At 67.2% G+C, this 14,640-nt stretch carries 13 protein-coding genes and 1 tRNA gene; 8 read left to right on the top strand and 6 right to left on the bottom strand.

Going from position 1 to position 14,640, the window contains the following annotated elements:
* Positions 1 to 16 precede the first annotated feature (16 nt).
* On the bottom strand, positions 17 to 1,441 hold the full coding sequence (locus tag CD928_RS21650) for an FAD-binding oxidoreductase (RefSeq protein ID WP_095389170.1): 1,425 nt from the start codon (positions 1,439 to 1,441) through the stop codon (positions 17 to 19).
* A 183-nt stretch (positions 1,442 to 1,624) separates the two neighbouring features.
* On the opposite strand from CD928_RS21650, the gene CD928_RS21645 reads away from it, so the two are divergent.
* Together CD928_RS21645 and CD928_RS21640 are read left to right on the top strand one after the other, a co-directional pair.
* Complete coding sequence (locus CD928_RS21645; RefSeq protein WP_095389217.1) at positions 1,625 to 2,155, top strand: hypothetical protein; 531 nt, start codon at positions 1,625 to 1,627, stop codon at positions 2,153 to 2,155.
* 113 nt (positions 2,156 to 2,268) lie between these two features.
* Positions 2,269 to 3,627 (top strand): DEAD/DEAH box helicase, encoded by a 1,359-nt coding sequence (locus tag CD928_RS21640; protein ID WP_095389169.1) that lies wholly within the window; start codon positions 2,269 to 2,271, stop codon positions 3,625 to 3,627.
* Positions 3,628 to 3,670: 43 nt separating this feature from the next.
* Here the strand turns inward: CD928_RS21640 and CD928_RS21635 are convergent, their stop codons facing one another.
* The gene (locus tag CD928_RS21635) at positions 3,671 to 4,687 is read right to left on the bottom strand and encodes an NADP-dependent oxidoreductase (RefSeq protein WP_095389168.1); all 1,017 of its coding nucleotides are present in this window, start codon (positions 4,685 to 4,687) and stop codon (positions 3,671 to 3,673) included.
* 95 nt (positions 4,688 to 4,782) lie between these two features.
* Here CD928_RS21635 and CD928_RS21630 point away from each other — a divergent pair.
* Positions 4,783 to 4,858: transfer RNA gene (locus CD928_RS21630), tRNA-Ala, on the top strand.
* A 68-nt stretch (positions 4,859 to 4,926) separates the two neighbouring features.
* Here CD928_RS21630 and CD928_RS21625 read toward each other — a convergent pair.
* Positions 4,927 to 5,811: a DUF4349 domain-containing protein gene (locus tag CD928_RS21625; RefSeq protein WP_176473665.1), complete on the bottom strand. Its 885-nt coding sequence runs from the start codon at positions 5,809 to 5,811 to the stop codon at positions 4,927 to 4,929.
* 74 nt (positions 5,812 to 5,885) lie between these two features.
* On the bottom strand, positions 5,886 to 8,198 hold the full coding sequence (locus CD928_RS21620; protein WP_255247294.1) for an ATP-dependent helicase: 2,313 nt from the start codon (positions 8,196 to 8,198) through the stop codon (positions 5,886 to 5,888).
* Positions 8,199 to 8,355: 157 nt separating this feature from the next.
* Here CD928_RS21620 and CD928_RS21615 point away from each other — a divergent pair, with 157 nt between their 5' ends.
* Both CD928_RS21615 and CD928_RS21610 read left to right on the top strand, forming a co-directional pair.
* Complete coding sequence (locus CD928_RS21615) at positions 8,356 to 8,817, top strand: hypothetical protein (RefSeq protein WP_095389166.1); 462 nt, start codon at positions 8,356 to 8,358, stop codon at positions 8,815 to 8,817.
* Between the two features lie 120 nt (positions 8,818 to 8,937).
* Entirely contained in the window at positions 8,938 to 10,221 is a 1,284-nt protein-coding gene (locus CD928_RS21610; RefSeq protein WP_095389165.1) for an MFS transporter, read from the top strand.
* 110 nt (positions 10,222 to 10,331) lie between these two features.
* On the opposite strand, the gene rsmD is transcribed toward CD928_RS21610, so the two are convergent.
* Positions 10,332 to 10,874: a 16S rRNA (guanine(966)-N(2))-methyltransferase RsmD gene (gene rsmD, locus CD928_RS21605; protein ID WP_095389164.1), complete on the bottom strand. Its 543-nt coding sequence runs from the start codon at positions 10,872 to 10,874 to the stop codon at positions 10,332 to 10,334.
* Positions 10,871 to 11,719, bottom strand: coding sequence for a pseudouridine synthase (locus CD928_RS21600; protein ID WP_095389163.1), 849 nt, complete (start codon positions 11,717 to 11,719; stop codon positions 10,871 to 10,873). The genes rsmD and CD928_RS21600 overlap by 4 nt, the downstream gene beginning before the upstream one ends.
* A gap of 155 nt (positions 11,720 to 11,874) precedes the next feature.
* Here CD928_RS21600 and CD928_RS21595 point away from each other — a divergent pair, with 155 nt between their 5' ends.
* From CD928_RS21595 to CD928_RS21585, 3 genes are all read left to right on the top strand, one after another.
* Entirely contained in the window at positions 11,875 to 12,312 is a 438-nt protein-coding gene (locus tag CD928_RS21595; RefSeq protein ID WP_095389162.1) for a response regulator, read from the top strand.
* 73 nt (positions 12,313 to 12,385) lie between these two features.
* Positions 12,386 to 13,126 (top strand): DUF1223 domain-containing protein, encoded by a 741-nt coding sequence (locus tag CD928_RS21590; protein WP_095389161.1) that lies wholly within the window; start codon positions 12,386 to 12,388, stop codon positions 13,124 to 13,126.
* Positions 13,127 to 13,209: 83 nt separating this feature from the next.
* Positions 13,210 to 14,631: an MFS transporter gene (locus tag CD928_RS21585; RefSeq protein ID WP_095389212.1), complete on the top strand. Its 1,422-nt coding sequence runs from the start codon at positions 13,210 to 13,212 to the stop codon at positions 14,629 to 14,631.
* The last annotated feature ends 9 nt before the right edge of the window (positions 14,632 to 14,640 follow it).

The raw sequence follows: 14,640 nt of genomic DNA, 5'->3' as shown, positions 1-14,640 counted from the left end.
GCTTTGCCCGCCCCCGTCAGTCGATCAGCTTGCCGGGATTGAACAGCCCGGCGGGGTCGAGCCCCGCCTTGACCCCGCGCAGCGCCGCGAGCCGCGCCGGGCTGTCGAGTTCGGCGAGCAGGTCGCGCTTCATCTGGCCGATGCCATGCTCGGCCGAAATCGACCCGCCGAGTTCGATGACATGGCGATAGACGAGGCGGCTGAGATCCTCGCCGTGCGTGGCAAGCCAGGCCTTGCCGTCGACGTCGGCGGGCGGCTGGACATGGTGGTGGACATTGCCGTCGCCGAGATGGCCGAAAGACAGCGCGCGCGCGCCGGGGAAGGCGGCGGCGAGGCGTGCGGGATTTTCGGCGATGAAGCGCGGCATCGCGTCGACCGGAACGCTGATATCGTGCTGGAGCGCGGGGCCTTCGGCGCGCTCGGCCTCCGAGATCGAATCGCGCAGACGCCAGAAGGCTTCGCTCTCGGCATCGTTCTTGGCGATCACGACATCGGCGATCAGGCCGGCCTCAAGCGCTTCGCCGAGCTGCGCCTCCAGCGCCGCGTCGAGGTCTTCACCGCCGTCCCCCGCGAGTTCAACCAGCGCATACCAGCGATGGCTCGCGGCGAGCGGCGCGCGCGTTTGCGGAATATGGCGCAGCACCGCGTCGAGGCAGCTATGCGGGATGATCTCGAACCCTTCGAGCTGGCGGTCCAGCGCGGCATCGAGGCGGCGGAGCAGCGTCAGCGCCATGTCGGGCGATTCGAGCCCGATCCACACCGTCGCGCGCGCGGTCGCCGCGGGCACCAGCCGCAGGCAGGCGGCCGTGACGATGCCCAGCGTCCCCTCGGCACCGCAGAGCAGATGCTTGAGGTCGTAGCCGCGATTGTCCTTCTTGAGCGGCGCGAGGCCGTCGAAGATGCTGCCGTCGGGAAGCACCGCCTCGATCCCCGCGACGAGCGCGCGCATCGTGCCGTGGCGCAGCACCTGCGTGCCGCCGGCGTTGGTCGAGACGAGCCCGCCGATCGTTGCCGACCCCTTGCCGCCAAGCGTCAGCGGAAAGCGCAGGCCGCGATCGAGAGCGGCGTGGTGGAAGGTCTCGAGGATCACCCCGGCTTCGACGACCGCAAGCCGCGCCGTCTCGTCGATCGAACGGATGCGGCTCAGGCGCCGGAGGCTGAGCAGAAGCTGGTCTCCGCTGGCATCGGGCGTCGCGCCGCCGACCATGCCGCTGTTGCCGCCCTGCGGCACGAGCGCGGCCCCTTCCTCGGCGCACAGACGCACGACCGCCGCGACCTCTTCGGTCGATGCGGGCGACAGCATCGCAGCGGCCCGGCCGTGATATTTGCCGCGCCAGTCGGTCAGCCACGGCGCCATGACCTCGGGATCGTCGCTGAAACCTTTGGGGCCGAGCAGGCTTTGCAGCCGGTCGAGCAGGCGAGGGGAAGGGGGCTGGGTCATGGTCGTCGGGTCCGATGGGTGACGCCCGGCTTGACAGCGGGCGCCGAAAGCAATTCATTTGTTGTTCAATCGCGGGCGTTAAAGGGGGCGATGGACGAATAGCATCTTTTCGTCCAGCCGGCATTGGGAGCCAAGGGTGAGCAGCTTTATCGGGATCGGCGCGAAAGGCGCGACATTGCGCGCGTGTTGACGGCGACCGCCCTGCTGCTCGCCGCCGCGGCGCCCGCGGCCGATGCGGATATTCCCGCGCCGCCGCCCCCGCCGCTCGTCGCCGTCGCGCCGCCGCTCGAACCGCCGGTCGCTCGCTATTGGCAGGTGATCATCGAGGAACAGATCATCATCCGCGTGCCCGCCAAGCGCACCCCATTGACCAATTTTTCCGCCAGCCCGGCGCCGCGAGCACGGATGCGCGACGATATGCCGATCGTGTGGAAGGAGAAGAAGGCCCCGAAATGCGTTGCCATGCGCGACATTCGGGGGATGCAGGCGGTGCAGCGCGACAGCATCGACCTGATCACCCGCCAGAACCAGCGGCTCCGCGCGCAACTCAACCGCGGCTGCCAGGCGCTCGATTTCTACGCCGGCTTCTACATGAAGGGGAATAAGGACGGGCGGCTTTGCGAGGATCGCGACGAGATTCACGCGCGCAGCGGCGCACGGTGCGAGATCGACAAGTTCCGCCTGATGGTGGCGGTGCCGCGCGACGACGACTGACGCGGTAATTCACCGCCTTCCTTGACTTTTCGTCGCGCTTTGCCCAAGGGCCGCGGCAGCAACGGCTGACGTGGGCGCCGTGCTGCCCCGTTTTTTCCGGACATGATGACCCTATGAAATTTGCCGACCTCGGCCTTTCCGACGAACTTTTGCGCGCCGTCACCGAAGCGGGCTATGACGAACCGACGCCGATCCAGGCGGGGGCGATCCCCTCCGTGCTGATGATGCGCGACATGATCGGCATCGCCCAGACGGGCACGGGCAAGACCGCCTCCTTCGTGCTGCCGATGATCGACATCCTCGCGCATGGACGCGCGCGGGCACGCATGCCGCGCTCGCTGATCCTCGAACCGACGCGCGAGCTCGCGGCGCAGGTCGCGGAAAACTTTGAGAAATACGGCAAGTATCACAAGCTCTCGATGGCGCTGCTGATCGGCGGCGTGCAGATGGGCGATCAGGTCAAGGCGCTCGAAAAGGGCGTCGACGTGCTCATCGCGACGCCGGGGCGCCTGATGGACCTGTTCGAGCGCGGCAAGATATTGCTCACCGGCTGCAACCTGCTGGTGATCGACGAGGCCGACCGGATGCTCGACATGGGGTTCATTCCCGATATCGAGAATATCTGCACCAAGCTGCCCGCGAATCGGCAGACGTTGCTCTTCTCGGCGACGATGCCGCCGCCGATCAAGAAGCTCGCCGACAAGTTCCTGTCGAACCCGAAGACGATCGAGGTTGCGCGCCCCGCGAGCCGCAACGAGAATATCGAGCAGTTCCTGGTCAAGACCAGCGAGCGCGGCAAGCGCGAGACGCTGCGCGATCTGCTCGACGCCGAGGACGTCAGCACCGCGATCATCTTCTGCAACCGCAAGACGACGGTGCGCGAACTCGCGAAATCGCTGCAGCGTTCGCGCTACGCCGCGGGCGAGATTCACGGCGACATGGATCAATCGAGCCGCATCGCCGAACTCGACCGGTTCAAGAAGGGCGACATCAACATCCTCGTCGCCTCCGACGTCGCGGCGCGCGGGCTCGACGTGAAGGGCGTCACCCACGTCTTCAACTTCGACGCGCCGTGGCATCCCGACGACTATGTCCACCGCATCGGCCGCACCGGCCGCGCGGGCGCCAAGGGCAGGGCGTTCACGCTGATCACACCGTCGGACGACGAGGCGATCGACAATATCCAGAAGCTGACCGGCTACACGATTCCGATCCACGACGCGGGCAAGGCCGAAGCCGCGCCTGCGAAGGACGAAGAGCGCGAGCCGCGCCGCGAGAAGTCGGAACGCGGCGGCCGCGGCAAGCCGAAGCGCGCTGAGGCGGCCGAGAAGCCGGCGGCGACGAAGCCCGCGAAGAGGGCCGACGATCGCAAACCGGCGCCGGCCAGACACCGCCAGCAGGACGATGACGGCCCCGACGACGGCTGGAACGGCCCGATGCCGGACTTCCTGTCGGTGGGTTTCGGAAGCTGACAAAATCCGTCGCCCCCGCCTTCGCGGGGGCGACGGACATATTCTACAACCGGACCAGCATCTTTCCGATATTGGTGCCCGCGAACAGCCCGAGGAACGCGTCGGGCGTCGCTTCGAGGCCGTCGTGCACCGTCTCGCGCATCGTCACCGCGCCGCTGGCGATCAGCCCGCCCATGTCGGCGTAGAATTCCTCCATGCAGTCGAAGAACTGGTCGGTGTAGATGAAACCTTCCATGCGGATGCGTGCGGGAATCGCGCGGATGATGTGCTTCATCGCCTGCGCCTTGCCGTCGTTGTAGACGTCGATCATGCCGCAGATCGCGAAGCGCGCGAAATCATTGGCGGCCCAGAAGGCCGCGTCGAGATGCTCGCCGCCGACATTGTCGAAATAGACGTCGATCCCCGGCTTGCCGAGCGCGGAAAGCGCGTCGCCGAGCCCGTCCAGCACCGGGCCGGTCTTGTAATCGACCACAGCATCGGCGCCCAATTCCTTGACCCAGGCGCATTTTTCGGCGCCGCCCGCCGATCCGATCACGGTCATCTCGCGCGCCTTGGCGATCTGTACCACCGCCGATCCGACCGCGCCCGCGGCGGCGGACACGAACACCGTATCGCCGGGCTTGGCGGCCGCGATGCGCAAAAGGCCGATCCAGGCGGTGCCGCCGGTCAGGCCCATATTGTGAAGGAAGGTCTGCGGCGGCATCCCCGCACCCAGCGCCTCGGCGGGTAGTTTGAAGGGCGACATGTCGAGCCCGATGATGCCGCCGTCGCGCCAGCCGCCCATATGGAGGATCAGGTCGCCGGGCGCGAAGCCGTCCATCCGGCTTTCGACCACCTCGCCGACCGCGCCGCCGGTCATCGGCTGGTCGAGCTGGAAGCTCGCGGTATAGCTTTTCGCGTCGTTCATGCGCCCGCGCATATAGGGATCGACCGACAGCCAGCGATTGCGGACGCGAAGCTGGTCGCGTTCGATCGGCGCGTCGGGTAGCTCGCGCAGCGCGAAATCGTCGGTCGTCGGCAGTCCTTGCGGACGATTGAGCAGATGCCAGGCCCTCGCCATATGTCTCACCCCCCACTTTTTGTCCGGCGGACGGCTCTTTGGTCAGAAAAGCCGTTGCCACTGTCAAGCTGGCTGGTTAAGAGGCCGCCGGTCGCGGGGCCGTAGCTCAGATGGGAGAGCGCTGCAATCGCACTGCAGAGGTCAGGGGTTCGATTCCCCTCGGCTCCACCACGACCCTTCTCCTCCATCGCCGAAGCGTGCCGACCGGGGACAGATTGCACCGTCCCCGGCCGCGGTCGTCATGTCGCGGGCGGCGTCGGCGTCTTGCTGCGGCCTGCGAACCAGCTGCGCACCCGCGCCATCGGTCCCGTGCGCCACAGGAAGAGCAGCAGCGCGAAGAGCAGCGCCCACGGCAGCACCGCGGCGCCGACCACGAGCACGAAGGAGAGAAGCAGGCTCCCACTGCGGACCAGCATGTTCGCCGCATCGCTGAACGGATTGCCATAGCCGATGCCGGGAAGGCCGCCGGTTCCGACATAATCGAAGGCCATCGGTGTCGTCGCGAGCATCGCCTCGCCCGAACGGCGCGTATCGCGCTCGCCGTCGAGCCGCTCGCGCAGCGATGCGATCTGCTGCTGCAGTTCGGTGCGCTCGCGGTCGCCGAGGCCGCCCTGCTTCAATCGCGCCTCGAGGCGCCCGATCTCCGCGCCGATGTCGGCGCTCCGCCGCTGCGAATCGCTGATCTGCGTCCCGACGTCCTCACCGCTGATCCGCGCCTCCGCCAGCACGCCCTCCGCCTTTTCGACGCTGGCGAGCGCGTCGCGGCCGAACTTGCGCGCGATCGCGGGGTCGAGCTTGAATTCCAGCCGCGCCTCGACCGCATTCTCGCGGACCAGCCGATAGGTCATGCCGGTGATGCGGCAGCGCGCGGTGCCGAGCGCCTCGCAGGCGGCGGCATGCTCCTCCTGCACCTTCGCGATGCGATGGTCGTCGAGGCGGAAAGCATAGGCGTAGTTGAAGGCGACGCCGGGCGCCGCGGTGACCGCAACGTCGGGGCCGCCCGCCGCGTCGGCGGCGACCTCGGCCATCGCCGGTGCCTCGCTCGACGTCGCATTGTCGGCGCGCTGTTCCGAGCAGCCGATCAGGGCGAGCGCCATCGCGCCCGCTAAGAGCTTGGATTTCATGAAGACTCTCCCAACACGCGACTCGTTGGCCGCATGGGACGGCATATCATAACTTATATAGTAGACAATAGGATTCAGGCGAGCCGGACGAAGCCGTCGAGTACGCGCTTGCTGCCCGCCTGCTCGAACTCGACCTCCAGCTTGTTGCCGTCGATATCGACGATTTCGCCATAACCGAACTTTTCGTGGAACACGCGCATGCCGATCGCGAGGTCGGCACGCGGCTTGGCGCCGACCGAGGCGGCGGGTGCCTTTTCGCTGGGCGCGGGCGCGCGGGTGATGGTCGAGGAGCCGGCGACCGCACGTTGCCATGCCGGGCCGCGCGTCATCGTGCGCGCCGGGTTCCGCTCGGCGACATGCGCGAAGGGATCCCCCTGCGCCGACCAGTTCGCGCGCCACAGGCTCTGCCCGCCGCCGAAGCTGTTTTCGCTGTCGACGAACTCGGGCGGGATTTCGGCGATGAAGCGGCTCGGGATGCTGCTCATCCACTGGCCATAGATACGGCGATTCGCCGCGTGATAGATGCTCGCGCGCTGCCGCGCCCGCGTGATCGCGACATAGGCGAGGCGGCGTTCCTCTTCGAGGCTCGCGGTGCCGCCCTCGTCCATCGACCGCTGCGACGGGAAGACCCCGTCCTCCCAGCCGGCAAGGAAGACATGGTCGAATTCGAGCCCCTTGGCGGCATGGATCGTCATGATGGTGACGGTTTCGCTGTCGTCGTTCTGGTCGCGGTCCATGACGAGGCTGACATGCTCGAGGAACGCCTCGAGCGACTCATACTCCTCCATCGCGCGGACGAGTTCGGACAGGTTTTCGAGCCGCCCCGCGGCATCGGCGCTGCGGTCGGCCTGGAGCATCGCGGTATAGCCCGATTCGTCGAGGATGAGCTGGGTCAGCTCGGGGTGCGGCAACTCGCTCGCCTTGCCCTGCCAGCCGCGCATCTGCGCGACGAAGTTCGCGAGCTGGCGCCGCGCCTGGGGTGTAAGCTCGTCGGTCTCGGTGATCCGCGCCGCGGCGTGGAACAGCGGCGCGCGCTCGTGGCGCGCGAACTGGTGAATCCGCGCGAGCGCCTTGTCGCCGAGCCCGCGCTTCGGGACGTTGACGATGCGCTCGAAGGCGAGGTCGTCGGCTGCCGACTGGACGAGGCGCAGATAGGCGAGCGCATCGCGGATCTCGGCGCGCTCGTAGAAGCGGAAACCGCCGACGATGCGGTAGGGCATGCCGATCGCGATGAAACGGTCCTCGAATTCGCGCGTCTGGAACTGCGCGCGGACGAGGATCGCGGTGTGGTCGAGCGAGACGCGCTTGCGCTGGAGACTTTCCAGTTCCTCGCCGATCCGCCGCGCTTCTTCGGGACCGTCCCACACGCCGACGACGCGAACCTTGTCGCCTTCGTCGAGCTCGGTCCACAGCGTCTTGCCGAGGCGACCCGAGTTCTGCGCGATCAGCGCCGATGCGGCGGCGAGGATCTGCGGGGTCGAGCGGTAATTCTGTTCGAGGCGGATCACCGTCGCGCCGGGGAAATCCTTTTCGAAGCGCAGGATGTTCGCGACCTCGGCGCCGCGCCACGAATAGATCGACTGGTCGTCGTCGCCGACGCAGCAGATGTTCTTGCGCGCCTGCGCAAGTAGCCGGAGCCAGAGATACTGGCTCGCGTTGGTGTCCTGATATTCGTCGACGAGGACATATTTGAACCGCTGCTGATAGTGTTCGAGCACGTCGCGGTGCGTCTTCAATATCACCAGCATATGGAGCAACAGGTCGCCGAAGTCGCAGGCGTTCAAAGTCTTCAGTCGCGCCTGATAGAGCGCGTAGAAATGCTGCCCCTTGCCGTCGGCATAGGCCTCCTTGTCCGCCGCATCGAGGTCGGGCGGGGTGAGGCCGCGGTTTTTCCACTTGTCGATCAGCCCCGCGAGCTGACGCGCCGGCCAGCGCTTCTCGTCGAGTCCTTCGGCCTGGATCAGCTGCTTGAGGACGCGAAGCTGGTCGTCGGTGTCGAGGATGGTGAAATTGCTCTGCAGCCCCACCAGTTCGGCATGGCGGCGCAGCATCTTCGCGGCGATGCTGTGGAAGGTGCCGAGCCACGGCATGCCCTCGACCGCGTCGCCGATCATCCGCCCGATGCGCTCGCGCATCTCGCGCGCCGCCTTGTTGGTGAAGGTGACGGCGAGGATTTCGGATGGCCACGCGCGGCGCGTCGCGATGATGTGCGCGAGGCGCGCGGTCAGCGCCGCGGTCTTGCCGGTTCCGGCCCCCGCGAGCATCAGCACCGGCCCCTCGGTCGTCAGCACCGCCTGCCGCTGCGGGCCGTTCAATCCTTGCAGATAGGGCGGGTCCGAGGGGTCCGGCGGCGGGATGTCGGGCGGCGAGGCGGGGAGGCTGTTCACGCGCGAACGATTAGGGAACGGCGGCCGTGCTGTCCAGCGCGGCGCGATGGGACGATGATGGGGTTGGGCGCAGGATGTGGGCGACTTTGGACCGGATTGCGGACGTTGACGAGATGGTGCATCTGTCGTTCGGGGAATGACCGCGGGAGAGGCGCCAATGAAAGTCTCATTTTGGAAGAATTTGCGGACCAGGCAGTTCTGGAGACCGGTCGCTCAGAGTCTTTTCCTGATGATAACGGGTGCTTGGCTACTCATTTCTTACATCGCTGCGCGCATGCCGTCGGTCGATCTATTGAAAGATGTGCGTTACGACGTTCAACTGGCATGGTGGATTTCATTTATCGCATGGTGCGCTACGGCGCCTCGTGACAAGCAGGCCTATAAGGACCCAAGCCCTGCGCGCAGCGGTACGGCTGTAGTGGTCGTTTGTGGCGTCGGTGCAGCGTTTTTTCTTTGGCGAGACGCTGGAGGTCGCCAGGGGTTCATCGTTCCGGGGTTGATCTTGCTTGGTACGGCAATCGCTGCGGTGCTTGTCTATCGCTACGCTTCGAGTCACGCCTTGGAAATCGGCGAGGCGCGCTTCGACACGGTGGCGACTTCTCAGCACCGGGATAGCTGATCGCATTTGCCTCAAGCCCTTCTCCCACCTCAAACCCACCCTACGCCTATTCCGCCTTGCGCGAAGCCGGGCAATCCGTCCAAAGCGGCGCCGACAACAGTTGGGAAGGGGCGATCACCCATGGATTTGGCACCCTATCGCGCGCACCGGCGCATCCTGGTCGCGAGCCTCGTCGGCACCGCGGTCGAATTCTACGATTTCTATATCTACGGCACCGCCGCGGCGCTGGTGTTCGGGCCGCTCTTCTTTCCGTCCGAGTCCGAATCGGCGCAGCTGATGCTCAGCTTCATGAGCTTCGGCCTCGCCTTTTTCGCGCGGCCCGTGGGCGCCGTCGTTTTCGGCCATTTCGGCGACCGGATCGGGCGCAAGTCGACGCTCGTCGCCTCGCTGATGCTGATGGGGGGATCGACGCTGCTGATCGCCTTTCTGCCGACCTATGCGATGGCGGGGTGGATCGCGCCGCTGCTGCTGTGCACCCTGCGCTTCGGGCAGGGGTTCGGGCTGGGCGGCGAGTGGGGCGGCGCGGCTCTGCTCGCGGTCGAGAATGCGCCGCCGGGATGGCGCGGGCGGTTCGGCATGGCGCCGCAATTGGGCGCGCCGGTCGGCTTCATCGCGGCGAACGGGCTGTTCCTGCTGCTCGGCCTGTGGCTGAGCGATGCCGAGTTCGCGGCCTGGGGATGGCGCATTCCCTTCCTGGTCTCGGCGGTGCTCGTCGGGCTCGGGCTGTGGGTGCGGCTGAAGATCCACGAAACGCCCGCCTTTGCCGAGGCGATGGAGCGCGAGCCGCCGGTCGGTGTGCCGCTGGGCGCGGTGCTGCGCGAGCATGGCGTGGCGCTGCTCGCGGGCACCTTCGCGGTCGTCGCCTGCTTCGCGATCTTCTATCTCGCGACCAGCTTCGCGCTCGCGCACGGGACGACCGCGCTCGGCTATCCGAAGGAACAATTCCTGCTGATCCAGCTCGGCGCGATCCTGTTCATGGCGGTGGGGATCGTGCTGGCGGGCTATTGGAGCGACGCCGCGAGCGCGCAGCGCGTGCTGAGCTGGGGCTGCACGGCGACGGTGGCGATTGGCTTCCTGTTCGGGCCATCGCTGGCGTCGGGGTCCTGGCCCGTCGTCGCGCTGGGGCTGTCGACGTCGCTGTTCGTGATGGGGCTGGTCTACGGCCCGCTCGGCGTGTGGCTGCCGGCGCTGTTCCCGGTGCGGGTGCGCTATACCGGGGCGTCGGTGGCGTTCAACGTCGGCGGCATATTGGGCGGCGCCGGCGCGCCGATCGCCGCGCAATGGCTGAGCGACCAGGGCGGGACGAGTTTCGTCGGCCTCTATCTGGGGGTGGCGGGGCTGCTGAGCCTGCTGGGGTTGTTGCTGGTCCGGTCGCGTATAGAGCCGTCATTGCGAGGAGCGTAGCGACGAAGCAATCCCCAGCCATCCTTTCGGGCATTGCGATAGCTGGAGATTGCTTCCCTCGGCTTTCGCCGAGGTCGCAATGACGGGTACGCGTTTCGTCGAAGTCGACTCTAGACGCGCCGCAGCAGAGTGAGCCGGGCCTTGCCGACCTTGCGCTCGGCATCGACTTCGAAACCGGCGATCTCGACCGCCTCCTTATCGGCCGTCTCGATCGAGACCCAGCTTTCGGGACCGACCCAACCGAGCCGGTTAAGCTTGTCGAGCGCGACGCTGCCCGCCCCGGTGCCATAGGGGGCGTCGAATAGCAGCAGGTCGAAGGCGCGCGGCGCGGGACCGAGACCCAAGACCGAACCTGCACGGACGTCGGCGCGGTTCGCCGCGCCGAGGGTGGCGAGATTCTTGCGCAGCGCATCGAGCGCATCGCGGTCCTGCTCGCCGAACAGGCAGTGGGCGGCGCCGCGCGACAGCGCCTCGATGCCGAGCGCGCCCGACCCCGCGAAGAGATCGGCGACATGGAGTCCCTCGAAGCTGCCGAGGCGGCTCGCGAGCATCGAGAAGAGCGTCTCGCGCGTGCGGTCGGCGGTGGGGCGGGTGGCGTCGTTTTTGGGCGCGAGCAGCTTGCGGCCGCGCCATTCGCCGGCGATGATCCTCATTTGTCGAGCCGGCGCCGGAACTGGAACAATTCGTCGCGCGGGACGATCTCGACCTCTCCGACCGCGAGGTCGCCGACGGTGAACTGGCCGTAGCGCGTGCGGATCAGGCGGCTGACCTGGAGCCCCAGATGTTCGAGAACGCGGCGCACCTCGCGGTTCTTTCCCTCGGTCAGCGTCAGCTCGATCCACTGGTTGCGCCCGGTACGGCGTTCGAGATTGGCGTCGATCTTGCCGTAACGGACGCCATCGATGGTGATGCCTTCGACCAGGTCCTCGAGCTGCGTCTGGCTGATATCGCCAAAGGCGCGCGCGCGATAGGTGCGCTCGACCCCGCTCGCGGGCAGTTCGAGCTGGCGCTTGAACTCGCCATCATTGGTGAGGAGCAGCAGCCCCTCGGTATTATAGTCGAGCCGCCCGACCGGCATCAGGCGCGGCAGCCCCTTGGGCAGGATGTCGTAGATCGTCTTGCGCCCCTTGGGATCGCGCGCGGCGGTCAGGCACCCCGAGGGTTTGTGGAAGCGGTAGAGGCGGGTCGAGACGGGTTTGGCGACCGGATTGCCGTCGACGGTCAGCCCGTCGAGTGACGACAGCAGCGGCGCGGGCTGGGCCACGACCTCGCCATTCAGCGCGATGCGGCCCTCCTCGATCATCCGCTCGACGTCGCGGCGCGAGCCGACGCCGGCGCGCGCGAGCAGCTTGGCGATGCGCTGCGGCCCTTCCTCGCGCTCGGGTTCGGCCGCCTTCGGCTTGCGCGGCGCCGCCACGCGCGCGGCGCGGCGGCCCTTCGGGGCATCGCGGTCGGGCGATGGTCGGGACGCGGATCGGGGCGGGCGACGGGTCGTCATCGGAACGGAAGCGCTTTCTTGTCGTTTTTCGGGGAGAAAAGTGTTGCGTTGTGATCACGCTCATAGCCGGAAAAGTGTCGCTTCGTCGATGGCAAGCAGAAGCGATATTGCAGGACGGACAGGAGCGCGTCATGGCGCGGTGGAACGGAGTTTCTATGCTCTTTGCGTCTCGCCCGTCGTGCATCAAGCGGCTGCTGGTCATCGAGGATGATCCGCTGGTCGCGTTCGATTACGAGCACACGCTGCAGCAGAGCGGCTACGCCGTCGTCGCGACGGTCGATTCGGGCGAGGCGGCAGTGGCGGTAATGGCGGCCGAGGCGGTCGACGCGATCGTGCTCGACCTGGGACTTGCGGGGCATATGAGCGGACGCGAGGTGGCGCGGCTGGCGCGCGACCGCGGCATCGCGGTGCTGCTCGTCACCGGCCAATGCCCCGAGGACGCCGCCGACATCGCGCTCGCCTGCCTGAACAAGCCGCACAGCACCGCGGCGCTCGTCGGCGCGCTGCGCGCGATCGAGACGATGATCTGCAAGAACAAGGCGCCGCGCAAGGTCAGCGGACTGCAGACCTATTGGCGGCCCGAGGCAGCCTAGGCCCCCGCTCTGGATTTTTCCGGTCCCCCGATGCTATCCGTCGCTTGCGACGGGGCGGACGGGAGATGACGGGATGAAAAGCCTGCTCGGCCTCGGAGGCGTGCTGCTCGCAGCGGCGGCGCTGCTTCTGGGCCTTTCGCACATCAGCGCGACCGCGAACCATGCGCCGGGCACGGCGCAGCGGCCGGTGCTGGTCGAGCTGTTCACGAGCCAGGGCTGCTCGTCCTGCCCGCCCGCCGACCGGCTGCTCGGCGAACTCGACGCGGCGGGCGCGGCGGTGGCGCTGAGCCGCCCGGTGACGAGCTGGGACGAACTCGGGTGGAAGGACACGCTGGCACGCGGGGGCAACGACCGGTTGCAGCGCGACTATGCGGCGCGCGCCATTCCCGGCAGCGGCGCCTATACGCCCGAGGCCGTCGTCGGCGGCGCGGCAGCGACAGCCGGAACCGACGCCCCGGCGCTGCGCGGCCTGATCGCGGCGCAGCGCGAGGCCGGGACGACGACGCTCGCGCAGAAGGGCGGCGAAGTCGTGGCCTCGGCCCCGCGCGCCAATGTCGAGCTGCGTTTCGTCGCGATCCGGCACAAGGCCGCGGTCAAGGTCGACAAGGGTGAGAATCGCGGGCGTACGCTCGGCTACACCAACGTCGTCCTCGCCGAGGAGATCGCCCCATGCGACCCATCGCTCGCCTGCCGCGCCCCATTCCCCGAACGCCTCGCGCACAGGAAAGGCGCCGATCGCTGGGCCGCGGTGCTGCAGGACCGCGACGGCGGCGCGGTGCGCGCGGTGCGCTGGATACGCCCGGCCGCCGATTAGCGGCTTCCAATTTGCTCGCGAGACTTTAGGCCTGTTGTCATGCAGAGGAGAGCCGTTCGATGGGGACGGCCGAGGGAGGAACGATGCAGCTTGGCCTCGACAGCCTGATCCTGGTGGCGGTGATCGCGGCGATCATTGGCCTAGCCTATGTGATCCCGTCCTTCGCCCCCTATCGCAAGCCGATGCCGATCGTCGCCTTTTTGCTCGGTATATCGAGCGGTTTCCCCCTGACCTTGCTTCTCGCGACGATGACATTCTGGCTCTCGAAGGTCGGCATCGACAAATCGACGATCGGCTTCGCGATCGGCCTGACCACACCCTATACGCTGAAATTCCTGTGGGCGCCGCTGGTCGACCGGTTGCCGATTCCCGTTTTGACCCGCCTGTTCGGGCAGCGGCGAAGCTGGCTGTTCGTGATCCAGGCGCTGCTGGTCGTCGCGATCTGGCAATTGGGCGCGAGCAATCCGACCAACGACCATCTGGCGCCCTTCGCGATCTGGGCGATCGTCGTCGCTTTCCTTTCGGCGACGCAGGATATCGTCATCGACGCCTACCGCATCGAGATATTGAGCGATGCCGAACTGCCGCACGGAACGGCGATGAACCAGTTCGGCTATCGCACCGGTAATCTGATCGCGGGGGTCGGCACGATAGCGCTGGCTTCGCCCGAGGGGTTCGGGCTCGGCTGGGCGGCCGCCTATGCCTTCACCGGCCTCGCGGTGCTGCCCGCGGTCATCGGCGCGCTTTTCGCGGGCACCGGACGCTTCCATCCGTCGCAGGCGCGCGGCGGCGCGCAGGGTTTCGGCGCGTGGCTTAATGAAACGGTGGTCAGCCCGTTCCGCGAATTTCTCGGACGCCACGGCGCGGTCCTGATCCTGCTCTTCGTGCTCATCTACAAGGTTGGCGATGCGATGGGGCAGGGAATGCTCAATCCGATGATCGTCGAGCTGGGGTTCACCGACACCGAATTCGTCGCGATCAACAAGGGCGTCGGCTTCGTCGCGCTGATCATAGGGTCGGCGTGCGGCGCGCCTTTCATCGCCTGGCTCGGCATGGGGCGGGCGCTGCTCGTTTCGGGCCTGCTGATGATGTTCAGCAACCTGCTGTTCGCGGCCCTGGCGTCGGTCGGCCACTCGCCGCTGATGCTCGCGCTGGCGGTGGGGACCGAGAATTTCACCAGCGGGATCGGGCTCACCGTCTTCGTCACCTATCTGTCGGGCCTGTCGAGCCTCGCCTATACGGCGACGCAATTCGCGCTGCTGTCCTCCTTCGCCGCGGTCGGGCGAACGTGGCTCGCGGCGCCGGGTGGCTATATCGCCGAGACATTGGGCTGGGTCGGCTTTTGGTTGTTTACCGTCGCCATCGCCGCGCCGGGCATGATCCTGCTGTGGCTGCTTTGGAAGCGCGGCTTCGTCGTCCAGACGGTGCGCCAGCCGAGCACCGAGGACGACGGGCACGAGGCCGCCATCCCGGAAGAGGCCAAGCCGAAACCGGCGGCGAGCTGAACGAAGCGC

The sequence above is a fragment of the Sphingopyxis sp. GW247-27LB genome (assembly GCF_002277025.1).
Lineage (GTDB): Bacteria > Pseudomonadota > Alphaproteobacteria > Sphingomonadales > Sphingomonadaceae > Sphingopyxis.
This window is presented reverse-complemented; position numbering and strand designations above follow the sequence as displayed.